This window comes from Methylocaldum sp. MU1018 (assembly GCF_053646775.1).
This window is the reverse complement of record NZ_CM132195.1, coordinates 906690-926245: the sequence shown is the minus strand read 5'-3', so window position 1 is coordinate 926245 and position 19556 is coordinate 906690. Positions and strand designations below refer to the sequence as shown.

Below are 19556 nucleotides of genomic sequence, written 5' to 3'. Positions count from 1 at the left end.
AACCGAGTCTTTCAGAACCGCCATCCGGCGCTGATTTCGCTGGCCGCAGACGCTGAAAAACCCTTTTTTGATTGCTTTGTCGAGTGAGAAGCCGCAACAGTCGACGCAAAAAACGCTCTCGTTCAGCGCGCGTCATCAAGCTAATCGTTATCCTCCTGCTTGCCGGATTCGCGAGTCTGTCTCTGGCCGTATTTCTGCTTTATCGCTTCATCGAGCCTCAGCTTCCGGACATAGACGTTCTGCGTGACGCCCGGTACCAGACTCCGATGAACATTTACAGCAAAGACGGCTTGCTTATCGCCCAATACGGCGAAATGAAGCGCAGCCCGGTCAGCTTTTCCGATGTTCCGAACAAAGTGATCCAGGCGTTCCTGGCTGCCGAGGACAACCGGTTCTTCGATCACCCGGGCGTGGACTATCAAGGCTTGCTGCGAGCGACGTTTTCCTTTCTCCGGACCGGGAAGAAGAAGCAAGGCGGCAGCACGATCACCATGCAGGTGGCCCGCAATTTCTTTTTGAGCAGCGAAAAGACCTTCTTCCGCAAAGTTAAAGAAATCGTGCTGTCGTTCAAAATCGAATCGGAATTGACGAAAGAACAGATCTTGGAGCTGTATTTGAACAAGATCTACTTCGGACATCATGCATATGGCGTCGTGGCCGCGGCCCAGGTCTATTACGGCAAAGCGATCTCCGAGCTTGAACTGGACGAGGTCGCCATGATTGCCGGTTTGCCGAAAGCGCCTTCCGCTTTCAACCCGGTCACCAATCCGGATCGGGCGCTAAGCCGGCGAAACTACGTCTTGCGGCGAATGCAGAAGCTAGGATTCATCGACGATCAGGCTTATCAAGACGCGATTGGCCGGCCGGTTACCGCAAAACTTCACACGACGCCGATCGAATTGAATGCGCCTTACATCGCGGAATCGATTCGTAACGAGATCTATCAACAATACGGCGAAGCGGCTTATAGCAACGGTTACAGGATATACACCACCATCGACAGCCGCTTGCAGCTGGCCGCCGACAAAGCCCTGCGCCTCGCGCTGCACGATTATGACGAGCGTCATGGCTTTCGGGGCGTCAAGCAGCGGGTGGATTTGACCAGAAACAAAAACCCCAAAGATTGGGACGAGCGCTTATCCGGCCTTCCTAAAGCCGGAGAAACCGTGCCCGGACTGGTGCTCGCCGTCAGTGACGCTTCCGCGGAAATCTATCTCGGCAACTCACAGCGAATCGCCCTCGATTGGGACGGCCTCAAGTGGGCACGCAAGTACGTTACCGAAAACGGACAAGGACCCGCGCCGCGAAGCGCCAAAGAGATACTGAGGGCCGGCGATCTCATCAGGCTGCGCAAAGACGGCGACAATCACTGGAAGCTCGCTCAGATTCCGGAAGTCGAGGGCGCCTTGGTTGCGTTGAATCCGGCGAGCGGCGCCGTAGTCGCGCTGGCGGGAGGTTATGATTTTGCTCTCAGCAAGTTCAACAGAGCGACCCAGGCACAAAGACAGCCCGGCTCCGGTTTCAAACCCATACTCTACGCCGCGGCATTGACCGAGGGGTATACGCCTGCAAGCGTGGTCAATGACGCGCCCATCGTCTATTCCGATCCGTCCCGGGACGGCGGGCTCTGGCGCCCACAGAATTACTCCGGCCGGTTTTACGGCCCGACGCGGCTCAGGGTGGCTTTGGCCAAATCGAGAAACCTGGTCTCCATTCGACTGCTTCAAAGCATCGGTCTTAAAAAGGCCATCGACATGGCCAAGCGCTTCGGCTTCCAACCCGAAGAATTGCCTCGATCGCTCCCGCTGGCCTTAGGCAGCGGCACCGCAACGCCCCTCAGGATGGCGCAGGCCTATGCCGTGTTCGCCAACGGCGGCTTCCGCGTCGAGCCTTATTTCATCGAGCGGATCGAGACCGAAGCCGATAGCACCATCTTCCGCGCCACTCCGCAAGTGGCATGCGCGAACTGCATCGGCTCCGACGACCATCAAACGAATTTTGCGCCCCGTACGCTATCTCCCCAGGTTCATTACATGATGAACTCCATGCTCCAGGACGTGGTGCGAACCGGAACCGCGACCCGCGCCCTGGAATTGGGACGTCACGATGTCGCAGGGAAAACCGGCACGACGAATGAATACAAGGACGCCTGGTTCAACGGTTATGTCCCCGCCCTGACGACCGTCGCCTGGCTTGGCTTCGATGCCTCGAAGTCCCTGGGCGAACGCGAGACCGGCGGAAAAGCCGCGCTTCCCATGTGGATGTACTTCATGCAGGAAGCCCTCAAAGATGTCCCCGAACAGACCTTTCCGCTTCCGAACGGATTGACGACGGCCCGCGTGGATCCGGATACGGGACTGCTCGCTCTGCCCGGTAGCCCGAATGCCATCTTCGAGGTTTTTCCGTCGGAGCGGACCTCCCGCTATTACGCCGCGCCGCGCACAAGCGAGCCCTCCCCGCCAGAAGCCGGCGAGGACGAAGACCGGCCGGCATTGCCCGAACCGCCGCCGCGACGGGCCACGACCGAAAAGCCGATCGAATCGCTGTTTTGATCTCCGTCATGTCCACGAGAGATAAAGCTCGACTGCTCATTGCCCAGGAAGCCGCGAGAATCATGGCCGAAGAGGGCGTAACCGATTATCTTCCGGCAAAAAATAAAGCGGCCGCCCGCCTGGGAATCGCCAATGCTCGAAATCTTCCTCGCAACGAGGAAGTCGACCAGGCCTTGAAGGAATACCATCGACTCTACCGGGCAGAAACGCAGCCGCTCTACGTTACTCATCTGCGGAAACTCGCAGTAGAGGCCATGCGCTTCTTAAAGGAATTTTCGCCTCGACTGATCGGCGGCGCGCTGGACGGCAGCGCCGGCAAATACAGCCCGATCATCTTGCATGTCTATCCCGAGACCCCCGAGGACATCATCAAGAAATTGGCGGAAGCCCGTATCCCGTTCGAAGAAAAATCCTTTTCGTTCAATTTGGGACCGAAGCGCGGGGTCGCCTATCCGGCGCTGGAATTTCTAGTGGATGGAATCCGCCTGGAGTTGGTGATGCTCCCCCCCGAATTGAAAGGGCAACGGATCAATCGAAGGGAAAAGGCGATTCCCGGGGCGCCTCTCCGGGAGGTCGAGAAACTGATTGACGACGCCTCGCCGTCGGAAGCCCGGCTTACTTAAATTTAGGATGGCGGCGAGCGCCGCTCGAATCTCGCGTCAGGTCGGCAATCGTTTTTTACGGAACGGCAGCCGTGATTGGGCCGAACTGCTCGCGCTAGGACGGATACCGCTCTTTCACAACTCTGCCTTGGCGCGCAAACCGGCTTGCCGGAGAGCAATGAAAAGCACGTTCGGCGACGTACGCGGCACAGGCCTCACGTGCCCCCGAGCACCGGAACCGTACGTCTGCTCGCGCCTATTGGAATAATGCGATTTCGGAACCGAGAGCGTTCCTTGAACGTCGCCATAAAATAGATGCGCAGGCCGGCTTCGTGGGGCACGGATAAGAGGGAAATCAGCCCCGGCCGTATTTGCGACGGAACTTGTCGACGCGGCCCGCAGTGTCGACGATCTTCTGCTTGCCCGTATAAAATGGATGGCAAGCGGAGCAGACTTCAACCTGCAAGTCCTTGCCAAGCGTCGACTTGGTCTCGAAGGCATTGCCGCAGCTGCAATGGACGGTAATAGACTTGTATTCGGGATGAATATCCGGCTTCATATTTAAGTACTCTCCAAGAAATCAGAACAGAGGGACGACAAATTTTTCATGGTACTCAAATCGGCCATTCACCGCAAGATGGACACATTCTTTGGCAGAGAATTCCCTGCCCCGAATATGTTTCGTTCTCGGCTGCAAAAGCCCCGCCGTCATAGATCCGTCTGAGATATAAACCGTATGCGGATAGTTTCCCTCAACGTTAACGGCGTGCGCTCGGCCGCGCGCAAAGGTTTTTTCCACTGGATGGATGCACAGAATGCCGACATCGTCTGCCTACAGGAAACCAAGGTTCAGACACACCAATTGGAAGATGCCGTCTACTGGCCCCAAGGCTATCGGTGCTACTACCTGGATGCCGTCAAGAAAGGTTATAGCGGCGTTGCGCTGTACAGCCGCCGGGAGCCGGACGAGGTCATTCAAGGCATCGGCTGGCCGGATATGGACGCCGAGGGACGCTATCTGGAGGCTCGATTCGGCGATCTCAGCGTCGTCTCTCTTTATTTGCCCTCCGGCTCGTCCAGCGAAGAACGACAAGCGGTGAAATTCGATTTCATGAACCGCTTCCTGCCCTATCTTCGGGATTGCGCGCGGTCGGGACGCCATTATATTTTTTGCGGCGACTGGAATATCGCCCATAAACCCATCGATCTCAAGAATTGGCGATCCAATCAGAAAAACTCGGGATTCCTGCCCGAAGAACGCGCCTGGCTGGACGCGGTATTCGATGAGGACGGATGGATCGATGTCTTTCGCGCCGTCAATCAGGAGCCTGAACAATATACCTGGTGGTCGAACCGCGGCCAGGCCTGGGCCAAGAACGTGGGCTGGCGCATCGATTATCACGTGGCCAGCCCCGCGCTCAGGGATACCATCCGCGCCGCCCACATTTACAAGAACGAGCGCTTTTCCGACCACGCTCCGCTCACCGTAGATTATGACTACCCTTTCCTGGCGTGAAGCGCTGTTCAACCGGCGGATGCTGATCTGCATCCTTACGGGTTTTTCCTCGGGATTGCCGCTATTCGTGCTGATCAGCCTGATTTCGGTCTGGCTGCGCGAAGGCGGTGTCGACCTCAAAGAAATCGGGCTGCTGGCCCTGGTTCAATTTCCCTATATCTGGAAATTTTTGTGGGCGCCGCTCTGCGACCGCTACGGCCTTCCCATGGGGCGGCGCAGGACCTGGATGCTGGTGACCCAAATCGCACTGCTGTTCTCGATCCCGGCCTTCGGCTGGCTCGCACCCGTGCCCGACATGGCCACGATCCGCTGGCTGGCGGTGGCGGTGGCGCTGTTCTCGGCGACCCAGGACATCGCGATCGATGCTTTTCGTCGGGAAATCCTGCGGGACGAGGAACAGGGACTCGGCAACGTCATCCACGTGAATGCCTACAAAGTGGCGGGACTCATACCCGGATCGCTGTCGCTGATCCTCGCCGACCACTTATCCTGGAACGCCGTCTATTCGATCACCGCGCTGTTCATGCTTCCCGGCCTCCTCTTGACGCTGATCGGAACCGAACCGGAGTCATCCGGCCGCGCGCCTCTCTCGCTGCGCCACGCCTTGGTGGATCCTTTTCGCGAATTCGTTCAGCGAAAAGGCTGGAGCGGCGCATTGACGGTTCTAGGATTCATCTTCTTTTACAAGCTGGGCGATAGCATGGCAACGGCGCTGGCCACGCCCTTTTATTTGGATATGGGCTACAGCAAGACGGAAATCGGCACGATCGCCAAACATGCCGGACTCTGGCCGAACGTTGCAGGCGGCATTCTAGGCGGAATATGGATGGTTTCCCTGGGGATACATCGATCCCTGTGGATATTCGGCGCATTACAGGCCTTGGTGATTCTCGGCTTTGCCTGGCTGGCCACGGCCGGTCACACCTTAACGGGCCTGGCCGCCGTCATCGGCGCGGAGGCATTCGGCGTCGGATTAGGCACGGCGGCATTCGTCGCCTATATCGCCACGGCCACCAATCCGGCGTACACCGCCACTCAATTCGCGCTTTTTACCAGCCTGGCCGCCACGCCACGGACGCTGGCCAATGCGTTCACCGGTTTTCTCGTCGAAGGCGGGGATATCAAGATGGGAAACCTGTCATTGCTTCACATCGAAGCGCTCGGCTGGGAACGCTTCTTTTGGGTATGCTTTGCGCTCACCCTCCCGGGCATGCTGCTACTGTTCAAAGCGGCTCCCTGGAACGGCGGCGACGGAGTCCGGGATCCCGATCGCCTTGAACCCCAAGCCGATTCGCAGCCGTCCGACTGAAACGGCTGCCATCGAAGGAGAGGCCGACGGGCGGATGGCCGGCGCCCTCTCCTTAGACCCGAATCCAGCTTACTTCCGAATGTAAAGGTCCGTAATACTGCCTTCCAGCATTTCGGCGGCAAAGGCAAAGGTTTCGGACAAGGTCGGGTGCGGGTGAATGGTCAAGGCAATGTCTTCCATGTCGGCGCCCATCTCGAGCGACAGAACGGCCTCGCTGATAAGCTCCCCCGCATTCGGACCGACGATGCCCGCCCCCAGAATCCGCTTGGTCTCCTTATCGCACAGAATCTTGGTGATACCCTCCTTGCGATCGATGCCCAAAGCCCGTCCGCTCGCCGCCCAGGGAAATGCGGCTTTGTCGTAGGCGATGCCCTGAGCTTTCGCCTGATTCTCCGTGAGTCCCATCCAGGCCACTTCCGGATCGGTATACGCTACCGAGGGAATGGTCAGGGCTTGAAAGGCGGAGCGCTGCCCGGAAATGACTTCCGCGGCTACTTTAGCCTCATGGGTCGCTTTGTGCGCCAGCATCGGATTGCCCACGATATCGCCGATGGCATAGATATGGGGCACATTGGTTCGCTGGCAGTTGTCCACCGGGATAAATCCCTTCTCGTCGACCCTGACGCCGGCATTTTCCGCGCCGATCAGATTACCGTTCGGCCGCCGTCCGATAGCGACCAGAATACGGTCGAACAAATCGGATTCCGGAGCGCCTTCGCCGCCCTCGAAATAAGCTTGCAGCCCTTCCGATTTTGCCTCGATGCGCGTCACTTTCGTCTTGAGGAAGATATTCTCGTACTGTTTCTTGATGCGCTGATGCAGCGGCTTCACCAGATCCGCATCGCAGCCCGGAATGAGCTGGTCCATCAACTCGACGACCGTAATCTTCGAACCCAGCGCATGATAAACGGTGGCCATCTCCAAGCCGATGATGCCGCCACCGATGATGAGAAGGTGCTTGGGAATCTCGACCAGTTCCAAGGCATCGGTAGAATCCATCATGCGTGGATCGTCATGAGGAAACCCGGGAATCTTCACGGCCTGCGAGCCGGCGGCAATAATCGCATGATCGAAATTGATCGTTTTTGGGCCTTCGGCCGTTTCGATCCGTAGCGATCTTTCCGAAGAAAACCGGCCCACTCCGTTCACGACAGTGACTTTGCGCTGCTTAGCCAGACCTGCAAGTCCCGTAGTGAGGGTTTTCACCACCTTGCCTTTCCAGTCGCGCAGCTTGGCCAAGTCGATGCTCGGCGTACCGAAATCCAACCCGAAATGCGAAGCCTCCCGCGACTCCTGGATGATCTTGGCTGCATGCAGCAATGCTTTCGAGGGAATGCATCCGACATTCAGGCAAACGCCGCCCAACACAGGATAGCGCTCGACCAAAACCACCTGCCTGCCCAAGTCGGCGGCTCGAAAAGCGGCGGTGTAGCCGCCGGGACCGCCGCCCAAAACGACGACTTCGGCATGTAGATTAGAGGCATCGGACATCGATTGTGTACCTTTTATGAAGAAATTCCAGGTTAGCGTTCCGTCGCGGTTGTATTACGCCGGCTTGCCGGAAAACCTCGAAGCGTCCTTGCTTCTACAAGAGGACTCGCCGCAACTCGGCCAGCAATCCTGCCAGATAAACCGTGAACCGCGCCGCCTCGGCGCCGTCGATCACGCGATGATCGTACGACAGGGACAGCGGCAGCATCAGGCGCGGCACGAACTGTCCGTCCAGATAAACCGGCTTGGCCTGCGCGCGGGATAAGCCGAGTATCGCCACCTGGGGCGGATTGATGATGGGCGTGAAGGCCGTGCCGCCGATCCCGCCGAGGCTCGACAGCGTAAACGATGCCCCTTCGAGATCGTTGCCGCGCAGTTTCTTGCCGCGGGCTTTTGCGCCGAGTTCGGCCAGTTCTTTAGCCAAATCGAAGACGCCTTTTTGATCGACATCCCGCACCACGGGCACCACCAATCCTTCCGGGGTATCCACCGCCACCCCCATGTGATAGTACTTTTTCAGGATCAGTTCTTCGCCGTTGGCCGCAAGGGACGCATTAAAGGTCGGAAACTCTTTGAGCGCAGCCGCCACGGCCTTGATGACAAATGGCAGAAAAGTCAGTTTTACATTCTGCTTCTCCGCTTCGCCCTTGAGCGACCGGCGAAACTCTTCCAAGTCGGTGATATCGGCTTCGTCGTGCTGCGTGACATGGGGAATGCTTACCCAGCTCCGAAGCAGATTCGGACCGGAAAGCTTCTTGATGCGCGACAGAGGCTGCCGATCGATGGCGCCGAATTGAGCGAAATCGATCTCCGGCTGAGCCGGGATCGCGAAAACGCCACCGGTCATCGCTTGTTCGGCCCGCTTCAAGCTGGCTTTCACGAATGCCTGGACATCCTCCTTCAAAATACGGCCTTTCGCCCCCGTACCCCGGATTTTTTGGAGGTCCGCGCCCAATTCGCGGGCGAACTTCCGAATCGACGGGCTGGCATGAGGAGGATGCGCGCGCTCCTCGGCGGCTTCCAAAGACCGCTCGGCAACGGCCGGCGAGGGCACAGGCCCTTGTTTTCTCTCCGGCTCGCTCACCGCGGGGGGCGCAGGCGGCTCGACAGCGGGCTCCGGCTTGTCGGCAGCGACATGTTTCGCTCCCGCCTCGGCGGCCGGCGGAGCCTTCTCCGCCCGTTCCGGCTCGGCCTGATCCGTAACCTCCAACTGCAAGATCGGCGAACCCTTGCTCACCCGGTCACCGACATTGACCTGCATGGCTTTCACCACGCCGGAAAAAGGCGAAGGCACTTCCATCGCCGCCTTATCGCTTTCCAGCGTAATCAGAGAATCGTCGGCCTGAACCACATCGCCCGGCTTGACCAGCACCTCGATGATCTCGACGTTCTTGAAATCACCGATATCGGGAACTGCAACTTCTTTTAGTACTGCCATAGCGTTTCCTTTACATCTGCACTGGATTGGGCTTTTCCGGATCGATGCCGTACTTGGCCATGGCTTCCGCGACGGTGGAAAGCGCCACGCTTCCTTCATCGGCCAAAGCTTTCAATGTGGTATATGCGATGTAATGCCGGTCCACTTCGAAAAATCTCCGCAACTCGGAACGCTGATCGCTGCGACCGAAACCGTCGGTCCCGAGCACCGTGTAAGACCTGGGTACGAATTGCCGAATTTGATCGGCATGCGTCTTGATATAGTCGGATGCCGCGACGACCGGCCCCTGGGTTCCGGTCAGGCATTCCTCCACATAACTGATGCGGGGCGGCCGGTCCGGGTGCAACAGATTCCACCGCTGCTTGTCCAGGCCGTCGCGACGCAGCTCGGTGAAGCTGGTGACGCTCCAAATGGTCGTTTTTATGCCGAAGTCCTGTTCCAGCAGCTCCGCAGCCGCAATGGCCTCGCGCAGTATCGTGCCGCTGGCCAAGATCTGGGCCTGGGCCGATTTGCCCGCATCTTTGAACTTATACAGGCCCTTGACGATGCCTTCGCGGGAGTCGGCCGGCATGTCGGGATGGGTATAGTTTTCGTTCATCACCGTGATGTAGTAGAAGATGCTCTCGCCCTCCTGATACATCCGCCGCAGACCGTCCTGGATGATCACCGCCAGCTCGTAAGAAAAACACGGATCGTAGGCGACGCAATTGGGAATCGCCGACATATTGACGTGACTGTGCCCGTCCTGGTGCTGCAAGCCTTCGCCCGCCAGCGTGGTGCGTCCCGCCGTGCCGCCCATCAAAAATCCGCGCGCCTGCATGTCGCCGGCCGCCCACATGAAATCCCCGACTCGCTGATAGCCGAACATCGAGTAGTAGATGTAGAACGGAATCATCTGGACGTTGTGATTGGTGTAGGCGGTGCTGGCCGCGAGCCAGGAGCACATGGAACCCGCCTCGTTGATGCCCTCCTCCAGGATTTGCCCCGATTTATCCTCCTTGTAGTACATCACCCCGCCGGCATCCGCCGGCACGTACAGTTGTCCCACGGAAGAATAAATGCCGTACTGGCGGAACAATCCTTCCATGCCGAAGGTCCGGGCTTCGTCCGGAACGATGGGCACCACGTACTTGCCCAGCTTTTTGTCCCGCAGCAGCAGGGTCAGCATGCGCACGAACGCCATGGTGGTCGACATTTCCCGATCTTCGGTACTCTTCAGCAGAGCTTCGAAAACATCCAGATCCGGCACCTGCAACAGGGGCGCATCGCGTCGGCGCTGCGGCACGTATCCGCCCAAGGCTTGCCGGCGCTCGTGCATGTAGCGTAGCTCCGGACTGTCTTCCGGCGGTCTGAAATACGGCAGTTCTGTCAGCTTGTCGTCGGGGATGGGAATGTTGAAGCGATCGCGGAAAGCCCGAATCGCGTGCTCGTCCATTTTTTTCTGCTGGTGCGTGGTCATGAGCCCTTCGCCCGCACTGCCCATGCCGTAGCCTTTGACCGTTTTGGCCAGGATCACCGTGGGCTGCCCGGTATGGCGCACCGCCGCGTCATAGGCGGCATACACCTTGTGCGGATCGTGCCCGCCGCGGTTCAAGCGCCAAATGTCCTCGTCGGACATGCTGGCCACCATTTCCTTCAGCTCCGGATATTTGCCGAAGAAATGCTCGCGCGTGTAGGCGCCGCCCTTGGCCTTGTAGCTCTGGTATTCGCCGTCCACCGCTTCTTCCATGCGCCTTCTCAGCAGACCGTCCTTATCTTTGGCGAGCAGGGGATCCCAGTACGAGCCCCAGATCACCTTGATGACGTTCCAGCCGGCGCCGCGGAATTCCGCTTCGAGATCCTGGATGATCTTGCCGTCGCCCCTGACCGGGCCGTCCAGCCGCTGCAAGTTGCAGTTGATGACGAAGATGAGATTATCCAGCTTTTCCCGCCCGGCCAGCCCGATCGCTCCCATGGACTCCGGCTCGTCCATCTCGCCGTCGCCGCAGAAACACCAGATCTTGCGCCCGGCGGTATCGAGAATGCCGCGGTCCTGGAGGTATTTCATGAAACGCGCTTGATAAATCGCCATCAGCGGGCCGAGCCCCATGGATACGGTCGGAAACTGCCAGAAATCGGGCATCAACCAGGGGTGCGGATAGGAAGAGAGGCCGTCGCCGCCGATTTCGGCGCGAAAACGGTCGAGTTGTTCCTCGGTCAGCCGCCCTTCCAGATAAGCGCGGGCATAGATACCCGGCGCCGCATGTCCCTGGAAGTAAATGAGGTCTCCGCCGTGGTTCTTGTCGGCGGCGTGGAAAAAGTGATTGAACCCTACGTCGTAAAGCGTCGCAGCCGAAGCAAAGGTGGCGATGTGCCCGCCATATTCGCTCGTCTTGCGATTGGCCCGAACGACCATAGCCATGGCATTCCAGCGGATATAGGAGCGGATGCGCTGTTCCAAGCCGGCATCGCCCGGCAAGCGGGGCTCCAGATGGGGCGGAATGGTATTGATGTATGCCGTATTCGCCTTATAAGGCAAGTTCGCCCCCGCCCGGCGAGCCTTGTCGACCAAACTTTCGATCAGGAAATGGGCCCGTTCGATGCCTTCAGTCTCGATGACCGCCTCCAAGGCCTCCAACCACTCACGGGTTTCTTCGGGATCGATGTCGTTGGCACTCTTAACGTTTTGCAATGGGTGAGACGGACTCACGGCGGACATAGGAAAGCTTCCTCCACTGATTAAGGTCTTCCAGTCAATTTTTTCGAATAGAATCAAGCAAATTCCAAGTCATCTATTGAATTCCGACCTGTGGCATTGCTTGGAACGAAAGAATTTCTGGCATGTTTGTTGAGTCGTTGATCCAGTGATACAAAATCGTGCAATTCTGACTTTGCCATCCGAACAAGGTCAACGTTTGTATTCTGAGAAAAAGGTCCAATCGGAAAATGTTACAGATAACGAATCGATTACGCTACCAAAGCCCGTCTGAAAAACGGTCCGATTAACGATTTTATGCGCTTTGATCGCCTGGTATCATCGCCCTGTAGCTGCATCCGAGGCACGCAACGTATCGCCCGCTCATCAACGGACGCGATCGATCAGCGTTTGTGAGCGCACCCATATCCACGACAACCGGGCACCCCATATGATAGGAAGCAAAATAAATTCAGAGAAGGAACGTCGGCGCGCGCCGCGGCTGGATTCGCAAATTTCCGCCTATTTGATCATGCCGTCGAGCGCCCCTTTACGAGGGGTCGCGAAAAACATCAGCCGTTCAGGCGTTTTCATCGAAACCAAGGAACCGCTGAGAAAGCTCATCGGAGAACCGGCCCGGTTGATTTTCACGCTCAGGCACGGGAATCTGGTGCGGCTGGCTCGTTATTCGGTCATTATCGTACGAGAATCGCGGCACGGCATCGGCCTCGGCTTCTGGCATCCGGTCAAGGCGGCGGATTCGCGCAAAATCTAGCCGTCGATTCCTCTGCATCCGAGATCGAGACAGGGCCGCCCGATCGGGCCAAACCGAGGCTGCGTTCCTCAAAGCGCGGATCAGCCTCTCGCAGGCTACATCAGACAGGCAAAAGGCAACACTTCGACCGTTTCGCCGGGTTCCACGGCCGCGCGGTCGTGCTCCAGGACGATCAGGGCATTGGCCAGACTCATCGAGCGAAGAATGCCGGAACCCTGTTTGCCGCTCGCGCGGACCAGCCAGTCGCCGGTTCGGGTTCTTTCGAGAATTCCCCGCTGATATTCCGTACGACCGGGCTTCTTGGCGAGCCGTTCAATGCACGTGGCTTTCAACGTGGGAATGACCGGCCGCTCCAGAATTCCCATTTTTTTCTCGAGCAGCGGAAGGACGAATTGATAGAAACCCACCATCGTGGCGACCGGATTGCCCGGCAGCCCGATGAAAGTCGATGCGCCGATGGTTCCGAAAGCCAGGGGGCGTCCCGGCTTCATAGCGACCTTCCAAAAACCGATATCGCCTATCGAAGACAGCACATCCTTGACGAAATCGGCCTCCCCCACCGACACGCCTCCCGAGGAAATGACCACATCGGCAGCAGCCGCGCTTCTCGCCAAAGCTTCTCGCAGCAGTTCGGGATCGTCGGGCACGATGCCTTGGTCCATCACCTTGACGCTCAACCGTTTCAACGCCGAATGGAGCGTATACCGGTTGCTGTCGTATATGCCGCCGACGCCCAGCGGCCGGCCGATTTGATGCACTTCGTTTCCGGTCGACAAAAGTGCGACCCGAGGCCGCCGCTTGACCTTGATCTCACCCACGCCCAAAGAGGCGATCAGTCCGATATCCGGCGGCGTCAGATAGCGCCCCTGGTTCAGAACCGTTTCACCTCGCCCGATGTCTTCGCCGGCCATGCGGACATTATCCGCGGTGCGATGCCGTCCCCCGGCGATGCAAACCCAATCCCCGTCGATATCGACATGCTCCTGCATCAGCACGGTATCGGTCCCGGCCGGCATAGGCGCGCCAGTCATGATGCGCACCGCCTGGCCCGGGGGCACGGTTCCGGCAAACGGTTTTCCCGCCAGAGCCGCACCCGCCACCCGTACTCTCGCAACCTCCCCCAATGGCGGCAAATCGTTCCCGCTTACGGCATAACCATCGACGGCCGCATTGGTATGCGGCGGGACATCGAACGGCGAGACCACCGGTTCGTGCAAAACTCTGGCAACGGCCTCAAGGATGCCGACCTGCTCATAGCCCTTGACCGAAGATACGGCGTCCAGCATACGCCTTAACGCCTCGTCGACATGAAGCGCGTCGCGTTCCTCATCGTCGCTGCAACTGGGGCGGTCAATCGAAGTCGTCGTCATGGCAAGACCAAGCTGGAAATTATTCGGCGCTGGCATGAATGGTACTATTGGTGCCAAGAATGAGCGACGATAAATTCGACAAAAAAAACGTTCCGAATTCACCGATCAAAGGCCGGGGAGCCATCACGAACCGAGAGTCCCGCTACTCCGAAACCGCTCGTGAAAAGATCGACGATGGCTGGTGGTCCGAAGAAGCGCCTCCGCCAAAAACCACGGTAGCTTGCGAAACCGCCCGAAGCATTATCGCCCGCAACCGATCGCCGGACATCCCGTTCGATCAGTCGATCAATGCCTACCGGGGCTGCGAGCACGGCTGCATCTACTGCTATGCGCGGCCCACTCATGCTTACCTGGGATTGTCGCCGGGCCTGGATTTCGAAACCCGGCTGTTCGCCAAGCCCGATGCGGCGGCTCTGCTGCGCAGGGAATTGGCCAGGAAGACCCACTGCCCTTCCCCGATTGCGTTGGGCGCCAACACCGACCCCTATCAACCCATCGAGAAGGAATGGCGCATTACCCGGCGGGTCCTCGAGGTGCTTTACGAATACCGCCATCCGGTCAGCATCACGACCAAATCGGCCCTGATCGAACGCGATCTCGAGATCCTTTCGGCGATGGCGCGGGAACATCTGACCCAAGTCCAGATTTCCATCACCACGCTCGACAAAGACTTGGCCCGAATCATGGAACCGCGGGCCGCCAGTCCGCAACGCCGCCTTCAAACGGTCCGCCTGTTGGCGGATGCCGGCATACCGGTTACCGTACTGATCGCTCCGGTGATTCCGATTCTGACGGATGCGGAACTTGAAGGCATTATCGATCGAGCGGCGGCCCATGGTGCCGTTCGAGCCGATTACATCATGCTGCGGCTCCCTCTCGAACTGGAGGAGTTATTTCGCGAATGGCTGGAAGCCCGCTTTCCGCTGAAGGCCAAGCACGTGCTGGCGCGGCTGCGCGATATTCATGGCGGCAAACCGTACGAATCGAGCTTCGGCATTCGCCAGTCCGGATCGGGCCTTTATGCCGAGCTCATCCGGAAACGATTTCTGCTGGCTCTCAAGAAAACGGGACTCAACGCCACTGAAATCCGCCTAAACACGGATCTTTTTCGGCGCCCCGACGATGCACCGGTACAGACCAGCCTGTTTTGACGCTCGCCCGAGCCTGCAAAACAATTTGCAAGCACCGACACGGCTCGTTTTTGCGGACAGATGGCGACGGATTTTCCGGGCCGCCTGGCGTGCGTGCTCAGCGTATGCCCGGAAAACATTCTGAACTTCGAGCTGCCGCGAAGAACCAGCCTGATCGACACGCCCACCGGCCTCGACAATCGGCGTTATTTCGAACAACGCGCCAGCGAAGAGGTCGGCCGGGCGCTACACAGCGGCGAATGTCTGTCATGTTTGTTTTTGGACGTCGATCGCTTCAAGGCGATCAATGATACCTATAGGCATCAAAGCGGCGATCGAGTATTGATCGAAGCGGCACGGACCCTCCGCTCCATGCTGCGCAACAACGACATATTGGCGCGCCACGGCGGCGAAGAATTCGTGGCGCTTCTCTCTACGGGAACGGACGATCGGGCTGCCATCGGCGTCGCAGAACGAATCCGCAGGCGCATCGCCGACCGCGCGTTTTACGACAAGGACGGCGAGACGCTGAAGCTAAGCCTGTCGATCGGCGTAGCCACTTTGGATCCGGGCAAGGTCAGAGGGATCGATGCCGCCGAATCGCGACTTGTCGAAGCGGCCGACAAGTCCCTGTATCACGCCAAAAACAACGGCCGAAATCGTGTCACGTGTCATCAGCAGCGGATTTGTTAAACCGAGCAAAAGACAGACCTCGCGACAATACGCCGCCAACTGTTAGAGCCGGAGAACATCCCCGGCTCCAGCAGTCGGTACGGGTTTACTCGGCGGGCTTCTGCGATTCGGGCGTGCTTGTTTCCGGGCTACCTTCCGGCTGCTGTTTTGACGGATCGGCCGCGGGACTTGGCGCCGGCGCCTCCGGTTGCGGCTTGCCCGCCTCCGGAGCGGCGCCGGGTTGCTGCGACGAATCGGGCGCAGGCGCCTCTGCCGGTTGCGGTTTCTGGAACTGCTCTATCTTTGCCTTATTTTTCAGCTCGGCAATGTGCTGTTGCAGCTTTTGGGTTTGCACCATGGACCGCAATTGATCTTTAACATCCTCAAAAGGCGGTGGCGGCTGGTCTCGCGAATCTTCGCGCTGGATCACATGCCAGCCGAATTGAGTCTGAACCGGAGTTTGGGTCAATTCGCCATTCTTGAGCGCGACCACGGCATCCGCGAAAGGCGGCACCATTTGTTGCGGGTTAAACCAGCCCAAATCGCCGCCGCTTCCCTTGGAACCCGGATCTTTGGAAAGTTTTTTTGCCAAATCGGCGAATTTTTCCCCTTTTTGCAGCCGCTTTATCACATCCTTCGCCGCATCTTCGGTATCGACCAGAATATGCTTGGCCTTGTACTCGGTCAGCTTCATCGAGCCGATCCGCTGATCATATTCCTTCTTCAAATCTTCATCCGTGATCGGAGCGGTGTTAAGAAAATGCTCTACGGCGATTTGCGACAACACCATGCGGTCTGCATTTTCCACGCGTGCGGCGTACTTCGGATCTTTAGTCAGTTGCTGAGCCTCGGCTTCCTGGCGGAGCAATTCGCGCTTGATCAGCTCATCAACAATCTTGTCCTCCGGTACGCTGTTTTCGCCGCGGCGCTGAGCCAGTTCCGACGACAAAATCTCGACCGCGGGCCTGCTGATCGCCTTGCCGTTGACTACGGCGACCGAATTTTCAGCCGTCGGGGCCTCTGCCGTGCTTGTCGCACCCTTTTGAACCTCGGTGCCAACGTTGTTGCATCCGGCGATGACCACTGCGCTGGCGATGGCTGCGACAAGTGAGTATGTCTTCATTTATGAGTTTCCTTCTTGTTGAAATTCAAGGGGAGTGAAAGCCTTGATGTTAAGGGCGTGTATCTCTTTCTGCATCAGATCGCCCAGCGCACGATAAACCAACTGGTGCCGCTGAACCGAACTCTTTCCTTCAAAAGCCTCGGACACGATAGTCGCATAAAAATGTCCGCCGCCGGTTTCCATGGCGCCCGAATGGCCGGCGTGCGCCAGACTGTTGTCCACAATATCCAGATGGACCGGCGAGAGCGCATCTTTCAATCGACTCCTGATTTTTTCGACTCGACTCGTCATTAAGGAAATACCTTCTTGAATGGTTTGACTGTCACTCGCGCATAGACTCCGGCCTGGCGATAAGGATCCTGATCCGCCCAAGCCTGGGCCGCGGCCAAAGTAGGGAACTCGGCGACGATCAAGCTGCCGGTAAATCCGGCTTCGCCCGGATCTTCGCAATCGACGGCCGGATGAGGACCTGCCAGGATCAACCGCCCTTCGGCTTGCAACGCTTTCAACCGTTCGAGATGCGCCGGGCGCGTCTCCTGGCGAAACGGAAGACTGCCTTCGGCATCTTCACAAATAATGGCGTAAAGCATTACTCCTCCGGCTTGGGCTCGGGCAAAAAGCGGGATAGATAGAAGGACTGGGCGACGACAAACACGAAGGTCAGCCCCAACAGGCCGAAAAGCTTGAAGTTGACCCAGGTTTCCGTATCGAAATTGTATATAACAAACAGATTGACGCCACCAAGAGCGACGAAGAAGAACATCCAACTTAGATTCAATCTGCGCCAAACTGATCCCGGCAGTTCAATCTGACCGCCCAGCATGCGTTCTATCAGCGTTCGCTTGCTAAACAGGTGGCTGGCCAGAAAAGCTACGCCGAACAGCCAGTTGAGCACGGTCGGCTTCCATTTGATGAACAGTTCGTCTTTCAAAAACAGCGTCGCGCCGCCGAAAATAACGATGATCGCCAGCGATACCAGGTGCATGGGCTCGACTTTGCGCGTCCTGAACCAGGTGACGCCCACCTGAACGACGGTAGCGACGATAGCGGTGAGAGTCGCGGCATAAATGCCGGAAACTTTAAACGCAATGAAAAAAAGGAAAATCGGAAAAAAATCGAACAGTAACTTCATGGTTCGGATACGGGTGAAGGACGAGATTCCAAATCAGGCGTAGTCATCCACGCCCAACATTTGGCTGAGAGCGTTTTTTGCCTCGTATTGCGGCAAATCGGATTGCGCTAGATAGGCGTTGAGCGCGTACTTCGTTCTGGCGCTCGGGATCGTCTGGTATTGCCCGGCTCGCTGCTCTTCCGCCTTATCTCGCAGCTTGGCCAATTGATCGAGGTGATTGAGAACGGCTTTCAGCGTATCCGGTGCGGCAACACCGCCTGAATTGCGAGTCTCCGCTCCAATATCGCTTTTTTCGCTCCCGATCCCTGTTCTTGACCTCGACGGGCCGGCATTCCGGGCAACCGCAGGCTCGGGCAGCTGTTTTATTTCAGCCAGTACGCGAGCCGAGTAGGCGGTGACTTTTTGAATATCCATTGTCACGAGGCACCTAGGACTTTACCTATCCAATCCCTTATCATACATAATATTTCATAGAACTTTATGCTCCACAACACCCTGCCGGCCTATACTAAAACCCAAATCCTCGACAACGTGCGCATGGAAAACGCTCCGGGCGTTACCGGGAGTCCTTCGAACGGATACGGCGCGATTTCCTTATCGAGTCGTTGAGCTATTCCAAGGTTCCTGGTCAAATGTTCAAACAGACTTCAGCCAAGCAGACACAACCGGACCTATGGACGAACAAACCCGAATCGAACTAGAAGCAGCTACTTTCCGACGTTTGCTGCAGCATCTGAGAGACCATTCCGACGTACAGAACATAGATCTGATGATTCTGGCGGGTTTCTGCCGCAATTGCCTGGCCAAATGGTACAGCGCCGCGGCCAAGGAACGAAATGTCGACATGGATTATCCGGCAGCGCAAGAAGTCGTTTACGGCATGCCATACGCCGAATGGAAGGCCAAGTATCAAAGAGAGGCCACGCCGGAGCAACTCAAGGCCTTGGAGGACATTCAGCGCCGCGAGGAGGCCGCCGGGCACTAGCCCCGCGGAGCGGCGCTTTAAAACGTTCCGCCGTTCCAGCCCCAATGGCTGCCCTTAATGTCGGTAAATTCGATATAAACCCGCGCCGGGGAAATATTAAGCTGCTGCTCCAGCAAGCCGCTGATCTCCCGGGACAGCGACTTGATCTGAGCGGCCGGCAGCCCGATGCTCTTGAGCTCCAGATAGGCCGCCAGCTCGCCGGTGCCGGCGAACAGCATAGGAACATCGCCGATCAAACTCACCATGACATACGCTTCGGGCTTTCCAAGTTCCTTCGCCAACAGGCTCGAAGCCGCAACCAAAAGCCTCTCGCGCCGGTCGGGAGAAACCGATCGATTGGTTCGTATCGTCAGATAAGGCATAGCGCAACTCCTCTACTGGACAAGAAAGTCGGTAAAAAACAAATCCTGTAATCCTTCGCTCACGCCGTATTTTTCCAGAATTTTGGTAACGTCCCGCAACGCCGCCTGGCGAAGCTTCTCACGCTCATCGGCCGCGGAAAGCTGTTCGGGATTGCGATTGGAAAAAAGCATGATCAAGGCATGCCGGATCGGCGGCGTGTGCATTTTGATTTTTTCCGCGTGTGCCTTGCTATCGACCAGCAGTTGAATCTCGGCCCTAAGATAATGGCGCCGGCCCTCGAGATTTACCAGCACCGACTCCAACGGCAAATATTCGACCCCGCCTCCCTCGCCGTCTTCGCCGCTCGAGGCATAACCGAGCGGGCTCAGAAAAAAAAGAAGAAACGAAGCCAGAATTCTCGATCTTCCCACGGCAGATTCCCCAA

The 19556-nt window shown here is 57.7% G+C and carries 20 protein-coding genes; 8 read left to right on the top strand and 12 right to left on the bottom strand.

Annotation, left to right across the window (positions count from 1 at the left end):
• The first annotated feature begins 266 nt into the window (after positions 1 to 266).
• Together ACWJKU_RS04365 and ACWJKU_RS04360 are read left to right on the top strand one after the other, a co-directional pair.
• Entirely contained in the window at positions 267 to 2552 is a 2286-nt protein-coding gene (locus ACWJKU_RS04365; RefSeq protein WP_454146130.1) for a penicillin-binding protein 1A, read from the top strand.
• A gap of 8 nt (positions 2553 to 2560) precedes the next feature.
• Positions 2561 to 3175, top strand: coding sequence for a hypothetical protein (locus ACWJKU_RS04360; RefSeq protein WP_454146128.1), 615 nt, complete (start codon positions 2561 to 2563; stop codon positions 3173 to 3175).
• 334 nt (positions 3176 to 3509) lie between these two features.
• On the opposite strand, the gene rpmE is transcribed toward ACWJKU_RS04360, so the two are convergent.
• Positions 3510 to 3713: a 50S ribosomal protein L31 gene (gene rpmE / locus ACWJKU_RS04355; RefSeq protein ID WP_454146126.1), complete on the bottom strand. Its 204-nt coding sequence runs from the start codon at positions 3711 to 3713 to the stop codon at positions 3510 to 3512.
• Positions 3714 to 3890: 177 nt separating this feature from the next.
• Here rpmE and ACWJKU_RS04350 point away from each other — a divergent pair, with 177 nt between their 5' ends.
• Together ACWJKU_RS04350 and ACWJKU_RS04345 are read left to right on the top strand one after the other, a co-directional pair.
• Positions 3891 to 4670, top strand: coding sequence for an exodeoxyribonuclease III (locus tag ACWJKU_RS04350; RefSeq protein WP_454146124.1), 780 nt, complete (start codon positions 3891 to 3893; stop codon positions 4668 to 4670).
• Positions 4648 to 5979 carry an AmpG family muropeptide MFS transporter gene (locus tag ACWJKU_RS04345; RefSeq protein WP_454146122.1) on the top strand — a complete coding sequence of 444 codons (1332 nt, stop codon included), beginning with the start codon at positions 4648 to 4650 and terminating at the stop codon, positions 5977 to 5979. Before ACWJKU_RS04350 ends, ACWJKU_RS04345 begins: the two co-directional genes overlap by 23 nt.
• Before the next feature lie 69 nt (positions 5980 to 6048).
• Here ACWJKU_RS04345 and lpdA read toward each other — a convergent pair whose 3' ends face one another.
• The 3 genes from lpdA to aceE all read right to left on the bottom strand — a co-directional run bounded on the left by lpdA (position 6049) and on the right by aceE (position 11606).
• Positions 6049 to 7470 carry a dihydrolipoyl dehydrogenase gene (gene lpdA / locus ACWJKU_RS04340; RefSeq protein ID WP_454146120.1) on the bottom strand — a complete coding sequence of 474 codons (1422 nt, stop codon included), beginning with the start codon at positions 7468 to 7470 and terminating at the stop codon, positions 6049 to 6051.
• A gap of 94 nt (positions 7471 to 7564) precedes the next feature.
• On the bottom strand, positions 7565 to 8908 hold the full coding sequence (gene aceF / locus ACWJKU_RS04335) for a dihydrolipoyllysine-residue acetyltransferase (RefSeq protein WP_454146118.1): 1344 nt from the start codon (positions 8906 to 8908) through the stop codon (positions 7565 to 7567).
• Between the two features lie 10 nt (positions 8909 to 8918).
• The gene (aceE, locus tag ACWJKU_RS04330; protein WP_454146116.1) at positions 8919 to 11606 is read right to left on the bottom strand and encodes a pyruvate dehydrogenase (acetyl-transferring), homodimeric type; all 2688 of its coding nucleotides are present in this window, start codon (positions 11604 to 11606) and stop codon (positions 8919 to 8921) included.
• Positions 11607 to 12033: 427 nt separating this feature from the next.
• Here aceE and ACWJKU_RS04325 point away from each other — a divergent pair, with 427 nt between their 5' ends.
• Complete coding sequence (locus ACWJKU_RS04325; RefSeq protein ID WP_454146114.1) at positions 12034 to 12357, top strand: PilZ domain-containing protein; 324 nt, start codon at positions 12034 to 12036, stop codon at positions 12355 to 12357.
• Between the two features lie 95 nt (positions 12358 to 12452).
• On the opposite strand, the gene moeA is transcribed toward ACWJKU_RS04325, so the two are convergent.
• Complete coding sequence (gene moeA / locus ACWJKU_RS04320) at positions 12453 to 13763, bottom strand: molybdopterin molybdotransferase MoeA (protein ID WP_454146112.1); 1311 nt, start codon at positions 13761 to 13763, stop codon at positions 12453 to 12455.
• A 23-nt stretch (positions 13764 to 13786) separates the two neighbouring features.
• On the opposite strand from moeA, the gene ACWJKU_RS04315 reads away from it, so the two are divergent.
• Positions 13787 to 14878, top strand: coding sequence for a PA0069 family radical SAM protein (locus tag ACWJKU_RS04315; RefSeq protein WP_454146110.1), 1092 nt, complete (start codon positions 13787 to 13789; stop codon positions 14876 to 14878).
• Between the two features lie 60 nt (positions 14879 to 14938).
• Positions 14939 to 15550 (top strand): GGDEF domain-containing protein, encoded by a 612-nt coding sequence (locus tag ACWJKU_RS04310; RefSeq protein ID WP_454146108.1) that lies wholly within the window; start codon positions 14939 to 14941, stop codon positions 15548 to 15550.
• A gap of 85 nt (positions 15551 to 15635) precedes the next feature.
• Here ACWJKU_RS04310 and ACWJKU_RS04305 read toward each other — a convergent pair whose 3' ends face one another.
• Genes ACWJKU_RS04305 through ACWJKU_RS04285 form a run of 5 tightly spaced genes read right to left on the bottom strand, consistent with a single transcriptional unit; the run spans position 15636 to position 18198 of the window.
• Complete coding sequence (locus tag ACWJKU_RS04305; RefSeq protein WP_454146106.1) at positions 15636 to 16613, bottom strand: peptidylprolyl isomerase; 978 nt, start codon at positions 16611 to 16613, stop codon at positions 15636 to 15638.
• Positions 16614 to 16652: 39 nt separating this feature from the next.
• Entirely contained in the window at positions 16653 to 16943 is a 291-nt protein-coding gene (locus ACWJKU_RS04300) for a BolA family protein (RefSeq protein ID WP_454146104.1), read from the bottom strand.
• Positions 16943 to 17242, bottom strand: a complete 300-nt coding sequence (locus tag ACWJKU_RS04295; protein ID WP_454146102.1) for a YciI family protein — start codon at positions 17240 to 17242, stop codon at positions 16943 to 16945. Before ACWJKU_RS04295 ends, ACWJKU_RS04300 begins: the two co-directional genes overlap by 1 nt.
• Positions 17242 to 17784, bottom strand: a complete 543-nt coding sequence (locus ACWJKU_RS04290; protein ID WP_454146100.1) for a septation protein A — start codon at positions 17782 to 17784, stop codon at positions 17242 to 17244. The genes ACWJKU_RS04295 and ACWJKU_RS04290 overlap by 1 nt, the downstream gene beginning before the upstream one ends.
• 33 nt (positions 17785 to 17817) lie before the next feature.
• Positions 17818 to 18198 (bottom strand): hypothetical protein, encoded by a 381-nt coding sequence (locus ACWJKU_RS04285; protein WP_454146098.1) that lies wholly within the window; start codon positions 18196 to 18198, stop codon positions 17818 to 17820.
• A gap of 355 nt (positions 18199 to 18553) precedes the next feature.
• On the opposite strand from ACWJKU_RS04285, the gene ACWJKU_RS04280 reads away from it, so the two are divergent.
• Complete coding sequence (locus ACWJKU_RS04280) at positions 18554 to 18769, top strand: DUF1244 domain-containing protein (protein ID WP_454146096.1); 216 nt, start codon at positions 18554 to 18556, stop codon at positions 18767 to 18769.
• Between the two features lie 17 nt (positions 18770 to 18786).
• Here ACWJKU_RS04280 and ACWJKU_RS04275 read toward each other — a convergent pair whose 3' ends face one another.
• Both ACWJKU_RS04275 and ACWJKU_RS04270 read right to left on the bottom strand, forming a co-directional pair.
• On the bottom strand, positions 18787 to 19131 hold the full coding sequence (locus ACWJKU_RS04275; protein ID WP_454146094.1) for a phenylpyruvate tautomerase MIF-related protein: 345 nt from the start codon (positions 19129 to 19131) through the stop codon (positions 18787 to 18789).
• A gap of 12 nt (positions 19132 to 19143) precedes the next feature.
• Positions 19144 to 19542: a flagellar basal body-associated FliL family protein gene (locus ACWJKU_RS04270; protein ID WP_454146092.1), complete on the bottom strand. Its 399-nt coding sequence runs from the start codon at positions 19540 to 19542 to the stop codon at positions 19144 to 19146.
• Positions 19543 to 19556 lie beyond the last annotated feature (14 nt).

Bases quoted from the DNA above. Each gene is read 5' to 3' on its own strand.
- ACWJKU_RS04365 (WP_454146130.1), top strand. From the start codon at position 267: ATGAACATTTACAGCAAAGACGGCTTGCTTATCGCCCAATACGGCGAA.
- ACWJKU_RS04360 (WP_454146128.1), top strand. From the start codon at position 2,561: ATGTCCACGAGAGATAAAGCTCGACTGCTCATTGCCCAGGAAGCCGCG.
- rpmE (WP_454146126.1), bottom strand. From the start codon at position 3,713: ATGAAGCCGGATATTCATCCCGAATACAAGTCTATTACCGTCCATTGC.
- ACWJKU_RS04350 (WP_454146124.1), top strand. From the start codon at position 3,891: ATGCGGATAGTTTCCCTCAACGTTAACGGCGTGCGCTCGGCCGCGCGC.
- ACWJKU_RS04345 (WP_454146122.1), top strand. From the start codon at position 4,648: ATGACTACCCTTTCCTGGCGTGAAGCGCTGTTCAACCGGCGGATGCTG.
- lpdA (WP_454146120.1), bottom strand. From the start codon at position 7,470: ATGTCCGATGCCTCTAATCTACATGCCGAAGTCGTCGTTTTGGGCGGC.
- aceF (WP_454146118.1), bottom strand. From the start codon at position 8,908: ATGGCAGTACTAAAAGAAGTTGCAGTTCCCGATATCGGTGATTTCAAG.
- aceE (WP_454146116.1), bottom strand. From the start codon at position 11,606: ATGTCCGCCGTGAGTCCGTCTCACCCATTGCAAAACGTTAAGAGTGCC.
- ACWJKU_RS04325 (WP_454146114.1), top strand. From the start codon at position 12,034: ATGATAGGAAGCAAAATAAATTCAGAGAAGGAACGTCGGCGCGCGCCG.
- moeA (WP_454146112.1), bottom strand. From the start codon at position 13,763: ATGCCAGCGCCGAATAATTTCCAGCTTGGTCTTGCCATGACGACGACT.
- ACWJKU_RS04315 (WP_454146110.1), top strand. From the start codon at position 13,787: ATGAGCGACGATAAATTCGACAAAAAAAACGTTCCGAATTCACCGATC.
- ACWJKU_RS04310 (WP_454146108.1), top strand. From the start codon at position 14,939: ATGGCGACGGATTTTCCGGGCCGCCTGGCGTGCGTGCTCAGCGTATGC.
- ACWJKU_RS04300 (WP_454146104.1), bottom strand. From the start codon at position 16,943: ATGACGAGTCGAGTCGAAAAAATCAGGAGTCGATTGAAAGATGCGCTC.
- ACWJKU_RS04295 (WP_454146102.1), bottom strand. From the start codon at position 17,242: ATGCTTTACGCCATTATTTGTGAAGATGCCGAAGGCAGTCTTCCGTTT.
- ACWJKU_RS04290 (WP_454146100.1), bottom strand. From the start codon at position 17,784: ATGAAGTTACTGTTCGATTTTTTTCCGATTTTCCTTTTTTTCATTGCG.
- ACWJKU_RS04285 (WP_454146098.1), bottom strand. From the start codon at position 18,198: ATGGATATTCAAAAAGTCACCGCCTACTCGGCTCGCGTACTGGCTGAA.
- ACWJKU_RS04280 (WP_454146096.1), top strand. From the start codon at position 18,554: ATGATTCTGGCGGGTTTCTGCCGCAATTGCCTGGCCAAATGGTACAGC.
- ACWJKU_RS04275 (WP_454146094.1), bottom strand. From the start codon at position 19,131: ATGCCTTATCTGACGATACGAACCAATCGATCGGTTTCTCCCGACCGG.